This window comes from Streptomyces plumbidurans (assembly GCF_019857225.1).
In the GTDB taxonomy this organism is placed as follows: domain Bacteria; phylum Actinomycetota; class Actinomycetes; order Streptomycetales; family Streptomycetaceae; genus Streptomyces; species Streptomyces plumbidurans.
The window spans coordinates 1-21,098 of the sequence record NZ_JAFJSY010000112.1; the positions used below are offsets into that span (position 1 = coordinate 1).

The following is a 21,098-nucleotide window of genomic DNA, read 5'->3' on the forward strand; positions in this document are numbered from 1 at the left end:
CCGATGCCGATGTCCTCGGCCATGGTGATCTGCACGTGGTCCACGAAGGACCGGTTCCAGATCGGCTCGAACATCGTGTTGGCGAAGCGCAGCGCCAGGATGTTCTGGACGGTCTCCTTGCCCAGGTAGTGGTCGATGCGGAAGACCTGGTCCGGGGCGAAGACCTCGTGGACGACCTTGTTGAGGTCCTCGGCGGACTTCAGGTCGTGGCCGAAGGGCTTCTCGATGACCGCGCGGCGCCAGGACCCGGAGCTCTGGTCGGCCAGGCCGTGCTTCTTCAGCTGCTGGATGACCACGGGGAAGGAGCGCGGCGGCACGGACAGATAGAAGGCGAAGTTGCCGCCCGTGCCCTGTGCCTTGTCCAGCTCCTCGATCGTGCCGCGCAGCCGCTCGAAGGCGTCGTCGTCGTCGAAGGTGCCCTGCACGAAGCGCATCCCCTGGATGAGCTGCTGCCAGACCTCCTCGCGGAACGGCGTACGGGCGTGCTCCTTGACGGCGTCGTGGACCTCGGCGGCGAAGTCCTCGTGTTGCCACTCGCGGCGTGCGAAGCCCACGAGGGAGAAGCCCGGCGGCAGCAGACCCCGGTTGGCGAGGTCGTACACGGCGGGCATGAGCTTCTTCCGTGACAAGTCGCCCGTGACGCCGAAGATGACCAGGCCCGACGGCCCCGCGATACGCGGGAGCCGTCGGTCTGCGGGGTCACGCAGCGGGTTGCTGCTCGACAAAGATCAACCCTCCGAGGGGGCGAGGCGCTTCAGCTCCGCCTCGGTCGACTTGAGCAGGTCGTCCCAGGACGCCGCGAACTTCTCGACGCCCTCGTCCTCCAGAAGCTGCACCACCTCGTCGTACGAGATCCCGAGCTTCTCGACGGCGTCGAGGTCGGCGCGGGCCTGCTCGTACGTCCCGGCGACGGCGTTGCCGGTGATCACGCCGGACTCCTCGGTGGCGTGCAGGGTGGCCTCGGGCATGGTGTTGACCGTGTTGGGCGCGACCAGGTCGTCGACGTACAGGGTCGGCTTGTAGGCCTTGTCCTTCACGCCGGTGGAGGCCCACAGCGGGCGCTGCTTGCGGGCGCCCGCCTTCTCCAGCGCGTTCCAGCGGTCGGAGGAGAAGATCTCCTCGTACAGCTGGTAGGCCAGGCGCGCGTTGGCGACGGCGGCCTTGCCGCGCAGCGCCTTGGCCTCGTCGGTGCCGAGCGCGTCGATCCGCTTGTCGATCTCGGTGTCCACGCGGGACACGAAGAAGGACGCCACCGAACGGATCAGCGAGAGGTCCAGGCCGCGCGCCTTGGCCTTCTCCAGACCGGCCAGGTAGGCGTCCATGACCTCGCGGTAGCGCTCCAGCGTGAAGATCAGCGTGACGTTGACGCTGATGCCGAGGCCGATCACCTCGGTGATCGCCGGCAGGCCCGCCGGGGTGGCCGGGATCTTGATGAGGGTGTTGGGGCGGTCGACCAGCCAGGCCAGCTGCTTGGCCTCGGCGACCGTCGCCAGGGTGTTGTTCGCCAGGCGCGGGTCGACCTCGATCGACACGCGGCCGTCCTGGCCGTCGGTGGCGTCGAAGACGGGGCGCAGGATGTCGGCGGCGTCCCGGACGTCCGCCGTGGTGATCATGCGGACGGCCTCTTCGACGCTGACCCTGCGGGCGGCGAGGTCGGTCAGCTGCTGGTCGTAGCCGTCGCCCTGCGAGATCGCCTTCTGGAAGATCGTCGGGTTGGTGGTGACGCCCACGACGTGCTGCTGGTCGATCAGCTCGGCGAGGTTGCCGGACGTGATCCGCTTGCGCGACAGGTCGTCCAGCCAGATCGCGACGCCTTCTTCGGTGAGGCGCTTGAGTGCGTCTGTCATGGAATTACATCTCCTACGTGTCGTATATGGGCGTCAGCGCTGGGCGGCGGCGAGGGATTCCCGGGCCTTCGCGGCCACGTTCTCCGCAGTGAACCCGAACTCGCGGAACAGGACCTTGGCGTCCGCGGAAGCACCGAAGTGCTCCAGGGAAACAATGCGACCGGCGTCCCCGACGTACTTGTGCCAGGTCAGTCCGATCCCCGCCTCGACAGCGACCCGCGCCTTCACGTTCGGCGGCAGGACGCTGTCCCGGTACCCCTGGTCCTGCTCCTCGAACCACTCCACGCACGGCATCGACACGACGCGCGTCGGCACCCCGTCGGCCTGGAGCTGCTCGCGCGCCTCGACGGCGACGTGCACCTCGGAACCCGTGGCGACGAGGACGACCTGCGGCTCGCCGCCCTCCGCCTCCAGCATCACGTAACCGCCGCGTGCCGTGTCCTCGTTCGGCTCGTACACCGGCACGCCCTGACGGGTCAGCGCCAGGCCGTGCGGGGCGCCCTTGCCGAAGACCTTGGTGTAGCGCCGCAGGATCTCGCGCCAGGCGATCGCGGTCTCGTTGGCGTCGGCCGGGCGGACCACGTTCAGGCCCGGGATGGCGCGCAGCGAGGCCAGGTGCTCGACCGGCTGGTGCGTCGGGCCGTCCTCACCGAGCCCGATGGAGTCGTGCGTCCACACGTACGTCACCGGCAGGTGCATCAGCGCCGACAACCGCACGGAGTTGCGCATGTAGTCGGAGAAGACCAGGAACGTACCGCCGTAGACACGCGTGTTGCCGTGCAGGGTGATGCCGTTCATCTCCGCGGCCATGGAGTGCTCGCGGATGCCGAAGTGGATGGTGCGGCCGTACGGGTCCGCCTCCGGCAGCGGGTTGCTCGCCGGCAGGAACGAACTCGTCTTGTCGATGGTCGTGTTGTTCGAGCCGGCCAGGTCGGCCGAGCCGCCCCACAGCTCGGGGACGATCGCGCCGAGGGCCTGCAGCACCTTGCCGGAGGCGGCACGCGTGGCGATGCCCTTGCCCGGCTCGAAGACCGGGACCTTCTCCTCCCAGCCGGCCGGCAGCTCGCCCTTGGCGATGCGGTCGAACTCGGCCGCGCGCTCGGCGTTGTTCTGCCGCCACAGCTGGAACGACTTCTCCCACTCGGCCTTCGCCTCGCGGCCGCGCTCCAGCGCCTGACGGGTGTGCTTGAGGACCTCGTCGGAGACCTCGAAGGTCTTGTCCGGGTCGAAGCCGAGGACGCGCTTGGTGGCCGCGACCTCTTCGTCGCCGAGCGCCGAGCCGTGCGCGGCCTCGGTGTTCTGCGCGTGCGGGGCGGGCCAGGCGATGATCGAGCGCATCGCGATGAACGACGGCCGGTCCGTGACCGCCTTCGCGGCCTCGATCGCGTTGTAGACGGCGTGCGGGTCGATGTCGCCGTCGGGCTTCGGGGCGATCCGCTGCACATGCCAGCCGTAGGCCTCGTAGCGCTTGACGGTGTCCTCGGAGACGGCCGTCTCCGTGTCGCCCTCGATCGAGATGTGGTTGTCGTCCCACAGCAGGATCAGATTGCCCAGCTGCTGGTGGCCGGCCATCGAGGAGGCCTCGGAGGAGATGCCCTCCTGCAGGCAGCCGTCACCGGCGATGCAGTAGATGAAGTGGTCGAAGGGGGACTCGCCCTGCGGAGCGTCCGGGTCGAACAGGCCGCGCTCGTAGCGGGCGGCCATCGCCATGCCCACCGCGTTGGCGACGCCCTGGCCGAGCGGGCCGGTCGTGGTCTCGACGCCCCTGGTGTGGCCGTACTCCGGGTGACCGGGGGTCTTCGAGCCCCAGGTGCGGAAGGACTTCAGATCGTCCAGCTCCAGGCCGAAGCCGGCCAGGTAGAGCTGTGTGTAGAGGGTCAGGGACGAATGGCCGGCGGACAGCACGAAGCGGTCGCGGGCCACCCAGTCGGGGTCGGCCGGGTCGTGCCGCATCACCTTCTGGAAGAGGGTGTACGCGGCGGGCGCCAGGCTCATCGCCGTACCCGGATGGCCGTTGCCGACCTTCTGTACGGCGTCGGCGGCCAGGACGCGGGCGGTGTCCACGGCCCGCTGGTCCAACTCGGTCCACTCGAGGTCTGTGGTGGTCGGCTTGGTGCTCACCCTGAGTCAGGGCTCCTCTCCACATGTCGAATGCCGGTGACTTGGCGCCCACCGGCCGCTGTCGAGCCTACCCCCGTGAGTACGCGCAATTTTTCGAGTCATTCCAGACTGCCGGGAGTCCGGGGGATCCGCCTCCCGACTGCGTTGATTCGGTGTTCGGCATCTGAATACGCACCCGCTCCTCGGGCTGCTCAATCGAGCTCGAGTACGACGACCGGGCGCACCGGTGCGTCGCAGGTGGTGGGCCCCGCCCAACACGACCCCACCCCCGCGAAGATCGGGGTATGGGCAACGTCTAAAGTGGCGTGGTACGCGCGAGCCTTTACCGGGACTTCACACGGGTCGGGCTTGCTGGGATGTCTCTGTAGGGGTGTGCGTGACGGCCGTCGAATCCCGTCCAGCGGGGGTAATCGGTGCGAGCGAGAGCCCGCGTCACCGGCCGTTCGGGGCCCGTGTCAAGGCGTTCGTGGCGCTGACCAAGCCACGGATCATCGAGCTGCTGCTCATCACCACCGTCCCGGTGATGTTCCTCGCCCAGCAGGGCGTGCCGGACCTGACGCTGGTGCTGCTCACCTGCGTCGGCGGCTACCTGTCGGCGGGCGGCGCCAACGCGCTGAACATGTACATCGACCGCGACATCGACGCGCTGATGGACCGCACCGCGCAGCGCCCGCTGGTCACCGGCATGGTCAGCCCGCGCGAGTGCCTCGCCTTCGGCATCACGCTCGCGGTGGTCTCGACCCTGCTGTTCGGCTTCGCCGTCAACTGGCTGTCGGCCTGGCTGTCGCTCGGAGCACTCCTCTTCTACGTCGTCGTCTACACGATGATCCTCAAGCGCCGTACGTCGCAGAACATCGTGTGGGGCGGCATCGCGGGCTGCCTGCCGGTGCTCATCGGCTGGTCGGCCGTCACGAACTCCATGTCGTGGGCGCCGATCGTCCTCTTCCTCGTCATGTTCTTCTGGACGCCGCCGCACTACTGGCCGCTGTCCATGAAGGTCAAGGAGGACTACGCACGCGTGGGCGTGCCCATGCTGCCGGTCGTCGCCTCCAACAAGGTGGTCGCCAAGCAGATCGTCATCTACAGCTGGGTGATGGTCGCCGTCTCCCTGCTGCTGACCCCCCTCGGCTACACCGGCTGGTTCTACACGACGGTCGCCCTGGCGGCCGGCGGCTGGTGGCTGTGGGAGGCGCACGCCCTGCAGAACCGCGCCAAGGCCGAGGTGACGGGCGGCAAGCTGAAGGAGATGCGGCTGTTCCACTGGTCCATCACCTATGTGTCGCTGCTGTTCGTGGCGGTGGCCGTGGACCCGTTCCTGCGCTGACCCCTGTGACGTCCGACGGGCGGGGTGCGTGGTCAAGGCCACGCACCCCGCCCGTCGCCGTTGGGTCTACCCGTCGGTAGCATCCTGGCCATGGCAGAGACTGAGCAGGTTGACCCGAAGGCCGAGCGCAAGGTGGCGCGGCTCGCCAAGCGGATCGGCGCCTTCTCCAAGGCGCACGGCGGGGCCGAGGGACAGGTGGCCCACGTCGGCGAGCGCGGCGCGCGCATCGTCCTGGTCGGCGAGGACGGCGGCTGGGGCGACCTGATGGCGCCCTCCTACGAGCTGGCCGAGCAGGCCGTGGCGAAGGCCGGCATCACCGTCCACGAGTCCTTCGACGGCGAGTTCGCGGCCAAGGTGCGCACGGGCCCGTACGAGTGGACGCGCATGGCCGGGATCCAGTTGGGCGGTCCGAGCAACACCTGACGCCGGTTCACCCGTTAGGACCTGTGAGGAGTACTGGTCCACTGCGCGGGAGTCCGGATGATCGAAACGCCGTCCCTGGTGGACCAGTACTGCCACGGCGTACTGAGGACGGAGCTGGGCCTCGGCACCTTCGAGGCCCAGCTGGCCCGCACCGAGGGTCCGCCCGCACCCGGCACCACCCTCTTCGACACCCAGACGGGCTTCGCCGTACGGCGCTGGTGCCCGCCGCTGCTCGGCCTGGAACCGCACTGCGCCCCCGCCCGCTATCTCGCCCGGCGCCGCGAACTCGGCGTACCGGAGGCGGGCCGCAGGCTGCTGCGGGGCAGCGGCATCACGACGTACCTGGTCGACACGGGCCTGCCCGGCGATCTGACCGGCCCTTCGGAGATGGCCTCCACGGGCGACGCCGAGGCCCGCGAGATCGTCCGTCTGGAGCTGCTCGCCGAACAGGTCGCCGACACCTCCGGCACCGTCGAGTCCTTCCTCGCCAACCTCGCCGAGTCGGTGCACGGCGCCGCCGGGAACGCCGTGGCCTTCACCTCCGTCGCGGGCGTACGGCACGGTCTGGCGCTCGCGCCCGAGCCGCCGGGGCCCGGGGAGGTGCGGGGCGCCGCGGCCCGCTGGCTCAGCGGCCGCCGGGTGGGCGGGGAGCTGAGCGATCCCGTGCTGCTGCGGCACCTGCTGTGGATCGCGGTCGCCTCGGGCCTGCCGCTCCAGCTGCACGCGGGGCTCGGCGAGCCCGGCCAGCGCATCGACCGCACGGACCCGGTGCTGCTGACGGACTTCGTCCGCGCGACGGCGGGCCTGGGCACCGACCTGATCCTGCTGCACGGCTACCCGTACCACCGCCACGCCGCCCATCTCGCCGGCGTCTTCCCGCACGTCTACGCCGACTCGGGCGCCGCGCTGGTGCGGACCGGCGCCCGCGCGGCCACGGTCCTCGCGGAGATCCTGGAACTCGCCCCCTTCGGCAAGATCCTCTTCTCCAGCGGGGCGCACGGCCTGCCCGAACTGCACGTGGTCGGCGCCCGGCTGTTCCGCGAGGCCCTCGGCCGGGTGCTGGGCGGCTGGGTCTCCGACGGTGCGTGGTCGCCGGCGGACGCGCAGCGGGTGGCGGGGCTGTTGGCGGCGGGGAACGCGCGCAGGGTGTACGGGCTGGAGTGAGCCGTACGCGAAGCTCGTAGCCGACGTACGCGAAGCCGTACGAGACGCGGCTCTACGCGCGCGTGCCGACCGTCACCTCGGCCGCCGGGCCCGGCAGGTCCGCCACCGTCACCGGCCGCTCGCGCAGCGAGAACAGCACCCGCAGGACCCAGATCCAGATCAGCGCCGAGCCGAGCATGTGCAGGCCGACGAGGGCTTCGGGCAGGTGCGTGAAGTACTGGACGTAGCCGATGACGCCTTGGGCGAGCAGGACCACGAACAGCTCACGGGTCCGGGACAGGGGGCCCTTGGGGGCGTCGACCGCCTTGAGGATGAACCACAGGGCGAAGGTCAGGGTGACCACGATCCAGGCGAGCACGGCATGCAGCTTGGCGACCGTCTCCCAGTCGATCGGGATCCGGTCGACCTCCTTCGAGTCACCCGCGTGCGGTCCGGCGCCGGTCACCACCGTGCCCACCGCGATCAGCAGCACCGAGGCGAGGACGAGGAACCACACCAGCTGCTGCACCGGCTTGCCGACCAGCGGCCGGGGCGACCCGTCGCCCTCGCGGGAGCGGTGCCACATGAGCGTGGCGACGGCGATCAGGGCGGACGACAGCAGGAAGTGCGCCGCGACCGTGTACGGGTTGAGGCCGACGAGGACCACGATGCCGCCGAGCACCGCGTTGCCCATCACGATCCAGAACTGGGCCCAGCCGAGCCGGGTCAGAGCGCGCCGGAACGGCTTCTCGGAGCGGGCCGCGATGATCGCCCAGCCGACGGCCGCGCACAGCACGTACGTCAGCATGCGGTTGCCGAACTCGATGGCCCCGTGGAAGCCCATCGCGCTGGTGGCGGTGAGGGAGTTGTCCGTGCACTTGGGCCAGGTCGGGCAGCCGAGTCCGGAGCCGGTCAGGCGCACCGCACCGCCGGTGACCACGATGATCACCGACATGACGAGCGCGGAGAGAGCCGCCCGCTGGACCGTCCGGGGTGTCGGGGTCCAGCGTGCGGCGATGAAGGAGAGCGGGTTGCGCAGGGCCGCCACGGCGTCGGCGCGGGTCACGTTTGGCACGCGCACCATCGTAGGCGGCTGCTTGTGCACTCGTTCACGAGGGTCCATGACGCCCTCCTACTCCCAGCGGAAGAACTTCCCCGCGGCCGCCAGCCCCACGACCGCCCACACGGCCAGGATCCCCAGGTCGCCCCAGGGGACGGCGGCGCCGTGCTGGAGCACGTCGCGCAGGCCGTCGGACAGGGCCGAGATGGGGAGCAGCCCGAGGACGTCCTGGGCGCCCTGCGGGAACTTGTCCATCGGCACGATCACCCCGCCGCCCACGAGCAGCAGCAGGAAGACCAGGTTCGCGGCGGCCAGGGTCGCCTCCGCCTTCAGCGTGCCCGCCATCAGCAGACCGAGACCGGAGAAGGCGGCCGTGCCGAGGACCAGCAGGAGCAGCACGGCGCCCGGGTTGCCGTGCGGCGACCAGCCGAGCGCGAAGGCGATCACCGTCAGCAGGATCACCTGCAGTACCTCGGTGACCAGCACGGACGCCGTCTTCGCGGTCATCAGGCCCCAGCGGGGGAGCGGGGAGGAGGCGAGGCGCTTGAGGACGCCGTAGCGGCGCTCGAAGCCCGTCGCGATGGCCTGGCCGGTGAACGCCGTGGACATCACCGCGAGCGCCAGGATGCCGGGGGCGAGGAAGTCGACGGACTTGCCCGCGCCGGTGTCGACGATGTCCACCGAGCTGAACAGCAAGAGCAGCAGCGTCGGGATCACGACCGTGAGCAACAGCTGCTCGCCGTTGCGCAGCAGCATCCTGGTCTCGAGCGCCGCCTGGGCGGCGATCATGCGGGGCAGGGGCGCGGCCCCGGGCTTCGGCGCGTAGGTGCCGGTGGCCGTGGTCATGAGCGCAACTCCTTACCGGTCAGCTCCAAGAACACATCCTCCAGGGTGTGCCGTTCGACCGAGATCCGGTCCGGCATCACCCCGTGCTGCGCGCACCAGGACGCCACCGTCGCCAGCAGCTGGGGGTCGACCTTGCCGTTGACGCGGTAGGAGCCCGGTGTCAGCTCGGCCGCGCTGCAGTCCGCGGGGAGCGCCTTGAGCAGCGAGCCGACGTCGAGGCCGGGGCGGCCGAGGAAGCGCAGGGTGTTCTCGGCGCCGCCGCGGCACAGCTCCTCCGGGGAGCCATGGGCGATGACCCGGCCGGCGTCGAGGATCGCGACGTCGTCGGCGAGCTGCTCGGCCTCGTCCATGTAGTGCGTGGTGAGGATGACCGAGACGCCGTCGGCGCGCAGATCGCGGACCAGGTCCCAGGTCGCGTGGCGGGCCTGCGGGTCGAGGCCCGCGGTCGGCTCGTCCAGGAACACCAGCTCCGGGCGGCCCACCACCGCCATCGCCAGGGCCAGGCGCTGCTGCTGGCCGCCCGACAGGCGCCGGTAGCTCGTACGGCCGCAGGAGCCGAGCCCCAGCCGCTCGATCAGGGCGTCGACGTCCAGCGGGTTCGCGTGCAGTTTCGCCACGTGCCGCAGCATCTCGTCCGCCCGGGCGCCGGAGTAGACCCCGCCGGACTGCAGCATCACTCCGATGCGGGGGTGCAGCCGGCGGGCCTCGCGGACCGGGTCGAGACCGAGCACACGCACCGTGCCGGAGTCCGGCCGGCGGTATCCCTCGCAGATCTCCACCGTGGTCGTCTTGCCCGCGCCGTTCGGACCGAGTACGGCGGTCACGCCCGCCTCGGCCACCAGGTCGAGGCCGTCCACAGCGGTTTTCGTGCCGTACCGCTTCACCAGGGCCTGAACCTGGACCACGGGCTCACTTCGCATGGGCCCGAGTCTAGGGACGGCGGCCCGGGCTCCGACGGCCGGGTGCAGGATCTCCACCGGCGAGCACAAACAAAGATCGTTTCCGCAGGTCGGATCAGGCGGACCTATCGGATTAGGTGCACCTAAGTGACGCAGGGCACCGTCCCCCGGCGCCGGCGCCGCTTGCCGGGTCCAGAGGAATTACGCAACAATGGCGTTGTGAAAAACGTCGGCGAGGCTCTGGAGACCCCGGCAGGGGTGCACCAGGAGGAGCACGCGACCGGTGAGCGGTCCACCCGCAACCGCGTCGCGCGCTCCATCCTGGACCACGGCCCCTCGACCGTCGCCGAGCTGGCCGGCCGGCTGAGCCTGACCCAGGCCGCCGTACGCAGGCATCTCGACGCACTGGTCGCCGACGACGTCGTGGCACCCCGTGAGCAGCGGGTCTACGGAACCCGCGGCCGAGGCCGCCCCGCCAAGGTCTTCGCGCTCACCGACTGCGGCCGCGACGCCTTCGACCAGTCGTACGACAAGCTCGCCGCGGACGCCCTGCGCTGGATCCGGGAGCGCTTCGGCGGGGACGAGGCGGTCGTCGCCTTCGCGCGCGCACGGATCGCCGAACAGGCCGACGCCTACCGCAAGGCGATCGAGGCCGCCGCCCCCGAGAAGCGCACCGAGGCCCTGGCCAGGGCGCTGAGCGCGGACGGGTACGCTGCTACGGCGCGCAGCGCACCGGTCGGCGAGCAGCTGTGCCAGCACCACTGCCCCGTCGCCCATGTCGCGGAAGAGTTCCCGCAGCTCTGCGAGGCGGAGACCGAGATCTTCTCCCAGCTGCTCGGAACGCACGTCCAGCGACTGGCGACCATCGCGCACGGTGACGGCGTCTGCACGACGTTCATCCCCAAGATTTCCCAACAGACCACTGACAACGCATCCGCAAGCACGGCCGGGAGGAACCCCGCATGACTCTCCCCATCGAGGAGACTGCCCACCCCGAGCTCGAAGGCCTGGGTAAGTACGAATACGGCTGGGCCGACTCCGACGAGGCCGGTGCCTCTGCCAAGCGCGGCATCAACGAGGACGTCGTCCGGGACATCTCCGCGAAGAAGAACGAGCCGGAGTGGATGACCAAGCTCCGCCTCAAGGGCCTGCGCCTGTTCGACAAGAAGCCCATGCCGAACTGGGGCTCGGACCTGTCGGGCATCGACTTCGACAACATCAAGTACTTCGTGCGCTCCACGGAGAAGCAGGCGGAGTCCTGGGAGGACCTGCCCGAGGACATCAAGAACACCTACGACAAGCTGGGCATCCCCGAGGCCGAGAAGCAGCGCCTGGTCGCGGGCGTCGCCGCCCAGTACGAGTCGGAGGTCGTCTACCACCAGATCCGTGAGGACCTGGAGGAGCAGGGCGTCATCTTCCTGGACACCGACACCGCCCTGAAGGAGCACCCCGAGCTCTTCAAGGAGTACTTCGGCACGGTCATCCCGGTCGGCGACAACAAGTTCGCGTCGCTGAACAGCGCCGTGTGGTCCGGCGGCTCCTTCATCTACGTGCCGAAGGGCGTGCACGTCGAGATCCCGCTGCAGGCCTACTTCCGTATCAACACGGAGAACATGGGCCAGTTCGAGCGGACCCTGATCATCGTCGACGAGGGTGCCTACGTGCACTACGTCGAGGGCTGCACCGCGCCGATCTACAAGTCGGACTCGCTGCACTCCGCGGTCGTCGAGATCATCGTCAAGAAGAACGCCCGCTGCCGCTACACGACCATCCAGAACTGGTCGAACAACGTCTACAACCTGGTGACCAAGCGCGCCGTCGCCTACGAGGGCGCCACCATGGAGTGGGTCGACGGCAACATCGGCTCCAAGGTGACCATGAAGTACCCGGCCGTCTACCTGATGGGCGAGCACGCCAAGGGCGAGACCCTCTCCATCGCCTTCGCGGGCGAGGGCCAGCACCAGGACGCCGGCGCCAAGATGGTCCACATGGCGCCGAACACCTCCTCCAACATCGTCTCCAAGTCGGTGGCGCGAGGCGGCGGCCGCACCTCCTACCGCGGTCTGATCGAGATCGGCGAGGGCGCGCCCGGCTCCAAGTCGAACGTCCTGTGCGACGCGCTGCTCGTCGACACCATCTCCCGCTCGGACACCTACCCGTACGTCGACGTCCGCGAGGACGACGTGTCCATGGGCCACGAGGCGACCGTCTCCAAGGTCTCCGAGGACCAGCTCTTCTACCTGATGAGCCGTGGTCTGAGCGAGTTCGAGGCGATGGCGATGATCGTGCGCGGCTTCGTCGAGCCGATCGCCAAGGAACTCCCCATGGAGTACGCCCTGGAGCTCAACCGGCTGATCGAGCTGCAGATGGAAGGCGCGGTCGGCTAGCACCGGCCCCCCTCGAGCAGCCAGCGAAACCCGACGTAGGAAGAGAGCAGACCGACAGCCATGGCTGAGGCTCAAAACATCCCGGTGGGCAGCACGACCGCCGGCCAGATCGCGGTGGCCGCCGAGTCGACCGTCGCCACGCGCATGAGCGCGCCCCCGTCCTTCGACGTGCAGGACTTCCCCGTCCCGCACGGCCGCGAGGAGGAGTGGCGGTTCACGCCGCTGGAGCGGCTGCGCGGGCTGCACGACGGCACCGCCGTCGCCACCGGCGAGGGCGTCAAGGTCGCCGTCGAGGCCCCCGAGGGCGTCGTCGTCGAACTCGTCGACCGCGACGACCCGCGCCTCGGCCGTGCGGGCACCCCGGTGGACCGCGTCGCCGCCCAGGCCTACTCCGCGTTCGAGAAGGCCGGTGTGGTCACCGTCCCCAAGGAGACGGTCCTCACCGAGCCGATCCGCATCGCGGTGCACGGCGAGGGCGGCGTGCGCTACGGCCACCAACTCGTCGAGCTGGGCGCGTTCGCCGAGGCGGTCGTCGTCATCGACCACACCGGTGACGCCGTACTCGCCGCCAACGTCGAGTACATCCTCGGCGACGGCGCCAAGCTGACCGTCGTCTCCGTCCAGGACTGGGACGACAAGGCCGTGCACGTGGCCCAGCACAGCGCCCTGGTGGGCCGGGACGCGAGCTTCAAGTCCGTGGTCGTCACCTTCGGCGGCGACCTCGTACGGCTGCACCCGCGGGTCTCCTACGCCGGCCCCGGCGCCGAGGCCGAGCTGTTCGGCCTGTACTTCACGGACGCCGGCCAGCACCAGGAGCACCGCCTCCTGGTCGACCACAACACCCCGCACTGCAAGTCCAACGTCGCCTACAAGGGCGCCCTCCAGGGCGAGTCCGCCCACGCGGTGTGGATCGGCGACGTCCTCATCGAGGCCAAGGCCGAGGGCACGGACACGTACGAGATGAACCGCAACCTGGTGCTGACCGACGGCGCCCGCGTCGACTCGGTGCCGAACCTCGAGATCGAGACCGGCGAGATCGTCGGCGCCGGCCACGCGAGCGCGACCGGCCGTTTCGACGACGAGCAGCTCTTCTACCTGATGGCCCGTGGCATCCCGGAGCAGGAGGCCCGCCGCCTCGTGGTCCGCGGCTTCTTCGCCGAGCTGGTCCAGCAGATCGGTGTCGCGGACATCGAGGAGCGCCTGCTCGCCAAGATCGAGACCGAGCTGGAGGCCACCGTCTGATGGCATTCGTACGCGCCTGTGGGCTGAGCGAGCTGGAGGAGGACACCCCGAAGCGGGTGGAACTCGACGGCACGCCGGTCTCGGTCGTGCAGACCGAGGGCGAGGTGTTCGCGATCTTCGACGTCTGCTCGCACGCGAACGTCTCCCTCTCCGAGGGCGAGGTGGAGGACTGCCAGATCGAGTGCTGGCTGCACGGCTCCAGCTTCGACCTCCGCACCGGCAAGCCGTCCGGCCTTCCCGCGACGCGCCCCGTCCCCGTATACCCCGTAAAGATCGAAGGGGACGACGTGCTCGTCTCCCTCAACCAGGAGTCCTGAGGCACCCATGGCAACGCTTGAAATCCGAGACCTGCGCGTCACCGTCGAGGCCGACAACGCCACGAAGGAGATCCTCAAGGGCGTCGACCTGACCGTGAAGCAGGGCGAGACGCACGCCATCATGGGCCCCAACGGCTCCGGCAAGTCGACCCTCGCCTACTCCCTCGCGGGCCACCCCAAGTACACCGTCACCGGCGGCACCGTCACCCTCGACGGCGAGGACGTCCTCGCGATGTCCGTCGACGAGCGCGCCCGCGCGGGCCTGTTCCTGGCGATGCAGTACCCGGTCGAGGTCCCCGGTGTGTCCGTGTCGAACTTCCTGCGGACCTCCGCCACCGCCGTCCGCGGCGAGGCCCCCAAGCTGCGTACCTGGGTGAAGGAGGTCAAGGAGGCCATGGAGCGCCTCAACATGGACCCCGCCTTCGCCGAGCGCAACGTCAACGAGGGCTTCTCCGGCGGTGAGAAGAAGCGCCACGAGATCCTTCAGCTGGAGCTGCTCAAGCCGAGGGTCGCGATCCTCGACGAGACCGACTCCGGCCTCGACGTCGACGCCCTGCGCGTCGTCTCCGAGGGCGTCAACCGCGTCCGCGAGACCGGCGAGGTCGGCACCCTGCTGATCACGCACTACACGCGCATCCTGCGCTACATCAAGCCCGACTACGTCCACGTCTTCTCCGGCGGCCGCATCGTCGAGTCCGGCGGCGCCGAGCTCGCCGACAAGCTGGAGAACGAGGGTTACGAGGCCTACGCGAAGCACGACGTGGTCGACACGAAGGGTGGCGCATCCGCGTGACACAGCTGCCGGGCCTCCTCGACGTCGAGGCGATCCGCAAGGACTTCCCCGTCCTGGACCGCCAGGTCCACGACGGCAAGAAGCTCGTGTACCTGGACAACGCGGCGACCTCGCAGAAGCCGCGCCAGGTGCTCGACGCCCTGAACGAGTACTACGAGCGCTACAACGCCAACGTCCACCGCGGTGTGCATGTGCTCGCCGAGGAGGCCACGGCACTGTACGAGGGCGCGCGTGACAAGGTCGCGTCGTTCATCAACGCGCCCAGCCGCGACGAGGTGATCTTCACCAAGAACGCCTCCGAGTCGCTCAACCTCGTGGCGAACATGCTGGGTTGGGCCGACGAGCCCTACCGCGTGGACCACGAGACCGAGATCGTCATCACGGAGATGGAGCACCACTCCAACATCGTGCCGTGGCAGCTGCTGGCGCAGCGCACGGGCGCGAAGCTGAAGTGGTTCGGCCTCACCGACGACGGCCGTCTCGACCTGTCGAACATCGACGAGATCATCACGGAGAAGACGAAGATCGTCTCCTTCGTGCTGGTGTCGAACATCCTCGGCACGGTCAACCCGGTCGAGGCGATAGTCCGCCGCGCACAGGAGGTCGGCGCGCTGGTCTGCATCGACGCCTCGCAGGCGGCGCCGCACATGCCGCTGGACGTGCAGTCGCTGCAGGCCGACTTCGTGGCCTTCACCGGGCACAAGATGTGCGGGCCCACCGGCATCGGCGTCCTGTGGGGCCGCCAGGAGCTGCTGGAGGACCTGCCGCCGTTCCTGGGCGGCGGCGAGATGATCGAGACGGTGTCCATGCACTCCTCGACCTACGCGCCGGCGCCGCACAAGTTCGAGGCGGGCACGCCCCCGATCGCCCAGGCGGTCGGCCTCGGCGCGGCGATCGACTATCTGTCCGCGCTCGGCATGGACAAGGTCCTCGCCCACGAGCACGCCCTCACCGAGTACGCGGTGAAGCGGCTGGCCGAGGTCCCCGACCTGAGGATCATCGGCCCGACCACGGCCGAGGACCGGGGCGCGGCGATCTCGTTCACGCTGGGCGACATCCACCCGCACGACGTGGGCCAGGTCCTCGACGAGCAGGGCATCGCGGTCCGCGTGGGTCACCACTGCGCGCGGCCGGTCTGCCTGCGCTACGGAATTCCTGCGACCACACGAGCGTCGTTCTATCTGTACTCCACGCCGGCGGAGATCGACGCGCTGGTCGACGGCCTGGAGCACGTACGGAACTTCTTCGGATGAAGGGCTGACGCGTGAAGCTGGACTCGATGTACCAGGAAGTCATCCTGGACCACTACAAGAACCCGCACGGGCGGGGCTTGCGGGATGGCGACGCCGAGGTGCACCACGTCAACCCGACCTGCGGCGACGAGATCACCCTCCGGGTGAGGTACGACGGCACGACGATCCAGGACGTGTCGTACGAGGGCCAGGGCTGCTCGATCAGCCAGGCCTCGGCCTCGGTGCTGAACGACCTCCTCGTCGGCAAGGACCTGGCCGACGCGCAGAAGATCCAGGAGACCTTCCTGGAGCTGATGCAGTCCAAGGGCCGGATCGAGCCCGACGACGCGATGGAGGAGGTGCTGGAGGACGCGGTCGCGTTCGCCGGTGTCTCCAAGTACCCGGCCCGGGTCAAGTGCGCCCTCCTGAGCTGGATGGCGTGGAAGGACGCGACGGCCCAGGCCCTGGGCGGAGCCGACGCCGAAAGGAAGACGGCATGAGCGAGACCCTTGAGATGAAGCCGGCCTCGGAGGAGGAACTCCGCGAGGCGCTGTACGACGTCGTCGACCCCGAGCTGGGCATCGACGTGGTCAACCTCGGCCTGATCTACGGCATCCACATCGACGAGGCGAACATCGCGACGATCGACATGACCCTGACGTCGGCGGCCTGTCCGCTGACGGACGTCATCGAGGACCAGGCCAAGTCCGCGACGGACGGCCTCGTCAACGAGCTGCGCATCAACTGGGTCTGGATGCCGCCGTGGGGCCCGGACAAGATCACGGACGACGGCCGCGAGCAGCTGCGCGCGCTGGGCTTCAACGTCTGAGGCCCACCGAAAACATCTGCGGCCCCGTTCGAAACGGCCATACCGTCTCCGGTATGGCCGTTTCGCTGCATCACATCGTCGTCGACGCACACGACCTCCCCGGACTCGCCCGCTTCTGGTGCCGGGTCCTCGACTGGCGGATCCTGTCGCAGAAACCGCGTGAGGTCGTCATCGGGCCGGACGAGTTCGCGCCGACCGGGATCTGCTTCATGCCGGTGAGCGACCCGAAGACCGTCAAGAACCGCCTGCACTTCGACCTGGCCCCGGACGACCAGGAGACCGAGGTCGAACGCCTCCTCGCACTGGGCGCGCGCCGCGTCGACATCGGCCAGGGCGACCGCGTGGGCTGGGTGGTGCTGGCCGACCCGGAGGGCAACGAGTTCTGCGTACTGCGCCCGAAGGCGTCGCTGATCTCGTTCCGCGAGGCGTCATCGTGAACGGTGTTATGTACTCTCGTACACATGGGATTTCTGATGCTTCTCGCGGCCATCGCCGCGGAGGTCGGTGGCACCACCGCCATGAAATTCAGTGACGGCTTCAGTCGGCTCTGGCCGTCCGTGCTGACGCTCCTCGGGTACGTCGTCTCCTTCTGGCTGCTCGCCCAGACGCTGAAGAGCATGTCCGTCGGCACGGCCTACGCGATCTGGGCCGGGCTCGGCACCGCGGCCATCGTGGGCATCGGGATGGTCTTCCTCGGGGAGGGGATGACCGTACAGAAGGCCGCCGGGATCGCCCTGATCATCGTCGGCGTCGTCGTGCTCAACCTCGGAGGAGCCCACTGATGCCCCGCCGCTACGACCCCGACCGCCGCCAGCGGATCATCGACGCGGCGATCCGCGTGGTGGGGGACAAGGGCCTGGCCGGCCTGAGCCACCGCTCCGCCGCCGCCGAGGCCGACGTACCGCTCGGCTCGACGACGTACCACTTCAAGACCCTCGACGAGCTGATGGTCGCCGCGCTGCGGCAGGCGAACGAGGGCTTCGCCAAGGTCGTCGCCGCACACGGCGCCCTGGAGGACACCGGGTGCGACCTGGCCGCCGAACTCGCCCGGATCCTCGGCGAGTGGCTGTCCGGCGACCGCACCGGCGTGGAGCTGGAGTACGAGCTGTATCTCGCCGCCCTGCGCCGCCCCGCCCTGCGCCCGGTCGCGGCCGAGTGGTGCGAGGACCTCGCGCTGCGGCTGGCCCGGCGCACCGACGCGGTCACCGCGCGGGCACTGGTGGCGCTGATGGACGGGATCTGTCTGCAGGTCCTGCTGACGGGAACCCCCTACGACGAGGGCTTCGCGCGCGAGGCGCTGTCCCGCGTGATGACGGCGCCGACCGGCACCTGAGACACCGTGACCCGCGGTTGGCCTCCGCGCCCTCCCGCCGGTTAGGTTGCCCTCATGACCGACACGACTGCTTCTCGCACCACCGGCGCCGTGGCCACCGGGCTTGCCACGATCGCCGCCGACGGCACTGTTCTCGACACCTGGTACCCCGCGCCCGAGCTGAGCGAACAGCCCGGCCCGTCCGGCACCGAGCGGCTGTCCGCCGAGAAGGCCGTGGAACTGCTCGGCGAGGGCGCCGCCAAGGCGATCGGCCCGGACGCCCGCCGGGGCGTCGACGTGGTCGCGGTCCGCACGGTCATCTCCACCCTCGACGAGAAGCCGATCGACGCGCACGACGTCTACCTCCGGCTGCACCTCCTCTCGCACCGCCTGGTCAAGCCGCACGGCCAGAGCCTTGACGGCATGTTCGGCTTCCTCGCCAACGTCGCCTGGACCTCGCTGGGCCCGGTCGCCGTCGACGACCTGGAGAAGGTGCGCCTCAACGCCCGCGCCGAGGGCCTGCACCTGCAGGTGACGTCGGTCGACAAGTTCCCGCGCATGACGGACTACGTCGCCCCCAAGGGCGTGCGCATCGCCGACGCCGACCGCGTCCGCCTGGGCGCGCACCTCGCCGAGGGCACCACGGTCATGCACGAGGGCTTCGTCAACTTCAACGCGGGCACGCTCGGCACCTCCATGGTCGAGGGCCGGATCTCCGCGGGTGTCGTCGTGGGCGACGGCTCGGACATCGGCGGCGGCGCCTCCACCATGGGCACCCTGTCCGGCGGCGGCAACGTGATCATCTCCCTCGGCGAGCGCTGTTTGGTCGGCGCCGAGGCGGGCGTCGGCATCGCGCTCGGCGACGAGTGCGTGGTCGAGGCCGGCCTGTACATCACCGCCGGCACTCGCGTCACGATGCCCGACGGACAGATCGTCAAGGCCCGCGAACTCTCCGGCGCCTCCAACATCCTCTTCCGCCGCAACTCGGTCACCGGCACGGTCGAGGCCCGCCCGAACAACGCGGTCTGGGGCGGCCTGAACGAGATCCTGCACAGCCACAACTAGCTCCGGGGAGCCCCTTGGCGCCTAGCGCGCCCCTCCGCCTCCGTCACGACCGCAGCGTCGCCGCGAACTCCGCCAGGGCCGCGAAGTCCGCCTCGCGCAGGCCGAGACGGGGGCTGACGTGGTGCAGGAGGGCGGGGGCGCCGTGGTGGGCGGAGACGTACTCCTCGTCCGCCGGGCTCTGCTCGTCGTCGACCCAGGCGAAGGGGCGGCCCTCGGCGTACGCCACGATCGCCTCCGTCTTCCAGTGCACCCCGTCGGGACGCGGCGCGAACAGGTCGGCGCCGAAGTCGACGTAGGGCAGCTCGGGCAGTCCGATCACGGGGGCGATCCAGCGGTTGGCGGCGTCCATCCAGGTCGTCGCCCAGCACAGGTCGTAGTCGAGCCCGAGCAGCGCGGCCCCGTGGGAGGGGTTCAGCCAGACGCGAAGGGCGCGGCCCGGCTGGAGGGCGACCCTGATCGTCGTATACCCGTCGGGCCGCCGTTCGGGCTTCGCGGCCCAGGGGTTGAGAGGGCCGTCGACGTCGAGGAACAGCAGCGGGCGGCTCACGGGGACAACGTACGGCACGAGGGGTGCCGGATGCCGAAGGGGCGAGGAGCTGCAGGGTGAAGAGGCCGGGGCCCCGCTCAGCGGGCCACCAGCCGCTCGTACTCCGCCAGCAGTCCCCGGACCGTCTCGCGGTCGGCGGGGCGCAGTGGGGCGCGGACCGGGCCGGCGGGGTGGCCGAGTTCGTGGAGCAGGGCCTTGGTGGTGACCGTGCCGGGCAGGCCGGAGGACATCATCAACTCGATGAGCGGGGTGGCGCGTTGCTGCAGGCGGGCGGAGCCGGAGGTGTCGCCCGCGTCGAACGCGTCCAGGACCGCGCGGAGTTGCTCCGGGACCACGTTCGCGACGGTGCTGATCCAGCCCGCGCCGCCCACCGCGTACAGGGCGAGGTTGTGCTCGTCGCAGCCCGCGTAGTACGCCAAGTCGGTGCGGGAGAGCACCTTTTGGGCGGCCAGGAAGTCGTAGGAGCAGTCCTTGACCGCCACGATCCGCGGGTGCGCGGCGAGCCGGATCATGGTGTCCGCCTCGATGCGGGTGCCGGTGCGGCCCGGGATGTCGTACAGCACCACCGGCAGCCCCACCGCGTCGGCGACCGTGCGGAAGTGCTCTTCCAGGGCGTCCTGCGGGGGCCTGCTGTAGTACGGGCTGACCACCAGCAGGCCGTCCGCACCCGACTTCTCGGCCTGGCGGGCGAGCTCCACCGTGTGCCGGGTGTCGAAGGTCCCCACCCCCGCCACGACCGGTGCCCCGCCCACCGCCTCCCGCACCGCCTCGACGAGCACCGCCTTCTCCGCGTCCGTGGTGGTCGGCGACTCGCCCGTCGTCCCCGAGAGCACCAGCCCGTCGCACCCCCGCGCCACCAGATCCGCCGCGAGCCGCTGCGCACCGTCCACATCGAGCGCACCCTCCTCGGTGAACGGAGTGACCATCGCACACAGGGCGCGGCCGAAGGGAGCGGCACCGGCCGCGGCAGGCGTCATGTCAGTCGTCATGTCAGGCGTCATGGCAGCAGTGTCGGCGCGAGGACAGTGAAGCTCCACTTAATTTTTCTACGATGTATTGCTAAGCAAGTCTTTGAAATGAACACCGGCGACGGGCCCTATGTCCAAAGAGGCCCCACATGAGTCACCATGGTCAGGTCGGAGAGCGGCAGCAGTGCGTCATGGGAGGCGACATGAAGCTCGGCAAGGCACTCGCCACGGGAGTCGCGGAGGAGCAGCCGCAGGCAGCGGCCCAGGAACCCGAAGAGATCGAACTCCCTGAGGAGACCACGGAACTGAAGGCCCCCGAAGAGGTTCCGGCGGCCCGATGAGACTGCGGCTTCCGGAGGAACGCCCTACGGAGCCGCCGACCGGATACAAGATCGCCCACCCGGTGCTGTCCCACGACGGCACCCGGGCCGGGTTCACCGGTGTGTCGCTGGGTGGCGCGCTGCCGTACGGAGTCCTGGCCGATGCGGCCTGCGTCTACGGCCTGCGTCACCGCGCACCGCACCGCCGCTGCGCCTGCGGGTTCCACTGCGTGCACGAGCGAGCGGTGGCCGAGGCGATGCTGTGCACGACCGAGCACCGGGCGGCCGTGCTGCTGGAGGTCTCCGTCCTGGGCGCCTACATCCGCTTCGAGCGCGGCTTCCGCTACGCCCGCCAGCGCGTGCGCGTCGCGACCGTAGGCCCCTGCGCCTGCGGCGCGGCCGCCTCGGCGCTGGCCGACGCGG

24 protein-coding genes and 1 pseudogene are annotated in these 21,098 nt (G+C 69.8%); 17 read left to right on the top strand and 8 right to left on the bottom strand.

Annotated features, from left to right (window positions below):
- From JYK17_RS37740 to tkt, 3 genes are all read right to left on the bottom strand, one after another.
- Window positions 1-725: glucose-6-phosphate dehydrogenase (locus JYK17_RS37740; RefSeq protein WP_222812158.1), on the bottom strand; the 725-nt coding region annotated here is incomplete at its 3' end.
- Between the two features lie 3 nt (window positions 726-728).
- Window positions 729-1,847 carry a transaldolase gene (gene tal / locus JYK17_RS37745; RefSeq protein ID WP_222812159.1) on the bottom strand — a complete coding sequence of 373 codons (1,119 nt, stop codon included), beginning with the start codon at window positions 1,845-1,847 and terminating at the stop codon, window positions 729-731.
- Window positions 1,848-1,880: 33 nt separating this feature from the next.
- Window positions 1,881-3,968, bottom strand: coding sequence for a transketolase (gene tkt, locus JYK17_RS37750; protein ID WP_108013555.1), 2,088 nt, complete (start codon window positions 3,966-3,968; stop codon window positions 1,881-1,883).
- A gap of 370 nt (window positions 3,969-4,338) precedes the next feature.
- Here tkt and JYK17_RS37755 point away from each other — a divergent pair, with 370 nt between their 5' ends.
- The 3 genes from JYK17_RS37755 to JYK17_RS37765 all read left to right on the top strand — a co-directional run bounded on the left by JYK17_RS37755 (window position 4,339) and on the right by JYK17_RS37765 (window position 6,879).
- Window positions 4,339-5,292 carry a heme o synthase gene (locus tag JYK17_RS37755; protein WP_108013556.1) on the top strand — a complete coding sequence of 318 codons (954 nt, stop codon included), beginning with the start codon at window positions 4,339-4,341 and terminating at the stop codon, window positions 5,290-5,292.
- Between the two features lie 90 nt (window positions 5,293-5,382).
- Window positions 5,383-5,715: a hypothetical protein gene (locus tag JYK17_RS37760; protein WP_108013557.1), complete on the top strand. Its 333-nt coding sequence runs from the start codon at window positions 5,383-5,385 to the stop codon at window positions 5,713-5,715.
- A 57-nt stretch (window positions 5,716-5,772) separates the two neighbouring features.
- The gene (locus JYK17_RS37765; protein WP_108013558.1) at window positions 5,773-6,879 is read left to right on the top strand and encodes an amidohydrolase family protein; all 1,107 of its coding nucleotides are present in this window, start codon (window positions 5,773-5,775) and stop codon (window positions 6,877-6,879) included.
- A 52-nt stretch (window positions 6,880-6,931) separates the two neighbouring features.
- Here the strand turns inward: JYK17_RS37765 and JYK17_RS37770 are convergent, their stop codons facing one another.
- From JYK17_RS37770 to JYK17_RS37780, 3 genes are read right to left on the bottom strand one after another with little or no spacing between them, the layout of a single operon-like run.
- Entirely contained in the window at window positions 6,932-7,942 is a 1,011-nt protein-coding gene (locus JYK17_RS37770; RefSeq protein ID WP_108013559.1) for a COX15/CtaA family protein, read from the bottom strand.
- Between the two features lie 48 nt (window positions 7,943-7,990).
- The gene (locus JYK17_RS37775) at window positions 7,991-8,764 is read right to left on the bottom strand and encodes an ABC transporter permease (protein ID WP_128803389.1); all 774 of its coding nucleotides are present in this window, start codon (window positions 8,762-8,764) and stop codon (window positions 7,991-7,993) included.
- Window positions 8,761-9,684, bottom strand: coding sequence for an ABC transporter ATP-binding protein (locus JYK17_RS37780; RefSeq protein WP_108013561.1), 924 nt, complete (start codon window positions 9,682-9,684; stop codon window positions 8,761-8,763). Before JYK17_RS37780 ends, JYK17_RS37775 begins: the two co-directional genes overlap by 4 nt.
- 198 nt (window positions 9,685-9,882) lie before the next feature.
- On the opposite strand from JYK17_RS37780, the gene JYK17_RS37785 reads away from it, so the two are divergent.
- Genes JYK17_RS37785 through dapD form a run of 12 tightly spaced genes read left to right on the top strand, consistent with a single transcriptional unit; the run spans window position 9,883 to window position 18,840 of the window.
- A complete protein-coding gene (locus JYK17_RS37785; protein WP_108013562.1) occupies window positions 9,883-10,629 on the top strand; it encodes a helix-turn-helix transcriptional regulator in 747 nt (248 codons plus the stop codon).
- Window positions 10,626-12,050 (top strand): Fe-S cluster assembly protein SufB, encoded by a 1,425-nt coding sequence (gene sufB / locus JYK17_RS37790; RefSeq protein WP_108013563.1) that lies wholly within the window; start codon window positions 10,626-10,628, stop codon window positions 12,048-12,050. Before JYK17_RS37785 ends, sufB begins: the two co-directional genes overlap by 4 nt.
- Window positions 12,051-12,110: 60 nt before the next feature.
- Complete coding sequence (gene sufD / locus JYK17_RS37795; RefSeq protein ID WP_108013564.1) at window positions 12,111-13,292, top strand: Fe-S cluster assembly protein SufD; 1,182 nt, start codon at window positions 12,111-12,113, stop codon at window positions 13,290-13,292.
- Window positions 13,292-13,609, top strand: coding sequence for a non-heme iron oxygenase ferredoxin subunit (locus JYK17_RS37800; protein ID WP_108013565.1), 318 nt, complete (start codon window positions 13,292-13,294; stop codon window positions 13,607-13,609). The genes sufD and JYK17_RS37800 overlap by 1 nt, the downstream gene beginning before the upstream one ends.
- Before the next feature lie 7 nt (window positions 13,610-13,616).
- Window positions 13,617-14,402, top strand: coding sequence for a Fe-S cluster assembly ATPase SufC (gene sufC / locus JYK17_RS37805; protein WP_222812160.1), 786 nt, complete (start codon window positions 13,617-13,619; stop codon window positions 14,400-14,402).
- The gene (locus JYK17_RS37810; protein ID WP_108013567.1) at window positions 14,399-15,655 is read left to right on the top strand and encodes a cysteine desulfurase; all 1,257 of its coding nucleotides are present in this window, start codon (window positions 14,399-14,401) and stop codon (window positions 15,653-15,655) included. Before sufC ends, JYK17_RS37810 begins: the two co-directional genes overlap by 4 nt.
- A gap of 11 nt (window positions 15,656-15,666) precedes the next feature.
- A complete protein-coding gene (sufU, locus tag JYK17_RS37815) occupies window positions 15,667-16,134 on the top strand; it encodes a Fe-S cluster assembly sulfur transfer protein SufU (protein WP_108013568.1) in 468 nt (155 codons plus the stop codon).
- The gene (locus tag JYK17_RS37820; RefSeq protein WP_108013569.1) at window positions 16,131-16,463 is read left to right on the top strand and encodes a metal-sulfur cluster assembly factor; all 333 of its coding nucleotides are present in this window, start codon (window positions 16,131-16,133) and stop codon (window positions 16,461-16,463) included. Before sufU ends, JYK17_RS37820 begins: the two co-directional genes overlap by 4 nt.
- A 53-nt stretch (window positions 16,464-16,516) precedes the next feature.
- Entirely contained in the window at window positions 16,517-16,900 is a 384-nt protein-coding gene (locus JYK17_RS37825; protein ID WP_108013570.1) for a VOC family protein, read from the top strand.
- 24 nt (window positions 16,901-16,924) lie between these two features.
- Window positions 16,925-17,245 (top strand): DMT family transporter, encoded by a 321-nt coding sequence (locus JYK17_RS37830; protein ID WP_108013571.1) that lies wholly within the window; start codon window positions 16,925-16,927, stop codon window positions 17,243-17,245.
- Window positions 17,245-17,796 (top strand): TetR/AcrR family transcriptional regulator, encoded by a 552-nt coding sequence (locus tag JYK17_RS37835; RefSeq protein WP_222812161.1) that lies wholly within the window; start codon window positions 17,245-17,247, stop codon window positions 17,794-17,796. Before JYK17_RS37830 ends, JYK17_RS37835 begins: the two co-directional genes overlap by 1 nt.
- A gap of 54 nt (window positions 17,797-17,850) precedes the next feature.
- Entirely contained in the window at window positions 17,851-18,840 is a 990-nt protein-coding gene (gene dapD / locus JYK17_RS37840) for a 2,3,4,5-tetrahydropyridine-2,6-dicarboxylate N-succinyltransferase (protein WP_108013573.1), read from the top strand.
- Window positions 18,841-18,883: 43 nt separating this feature from the next.
- Here dapD and JYK17_RS37845 read toward each other — a convergent pair whose 3' ends face one another.
- Both JYK17_RS37845 and dapA read right to left on the bottom strand, forming a co-directional pair.
- Window positions 18,884-19,387: an HAD domain-containing protein gene (locus JYK17_RS37845; RefSeq protein WP_181362527.1), complete on the bottom strand. Its 504-nt coding sequence runs from the start codon at window positions 19,385-19,387 to the stop codon at window positions 18,884-18,886.
- A 77-nt stretch (window positions 19,388-19,464) separates the two neighbouring features.
- Window positions 19,465-20,376 (bottom strand): 4-hydroxy-tetrahydrodipicolinate synthase, encoded by a 912-nt coding sequence (gene dapA, locus JYK17_RS37850; protein WP_222812162.1) that lies wholly within the window; start codon window positions 20,374-20,376, stop codon window positions 19,465-19,467.
- 128 nt (window positions 20,377-20,504) lie between these two features.
- Here dapA and JYK17_RS37855 point away from each other — a divergent pair, with 128 nt between their 5' ends.
- Both JYK17_RS37855 and JYK17_RS37860 read left to right on the top strand, forming a co-directional pair.
- Complete coding sequence (locus JYK17_RS37855; RefSeq protein ID WP_128803392.1) at window positions 20,505-20,696, top strand: hypothetical protein; 192 nt, start codon at window positions 20,505-20,507, stop codon at window positions 20,694-20,696.
- Window positions 20,693-21,098 (top strand): annotated as a pseudogene (locus JYK17_RS37860) (hypothetical protein); the annotation flags it as partial. The gene JYK17_RS37855 and the pseudogene JYK17_RS37860, both read left to right, overlap by 4 nt.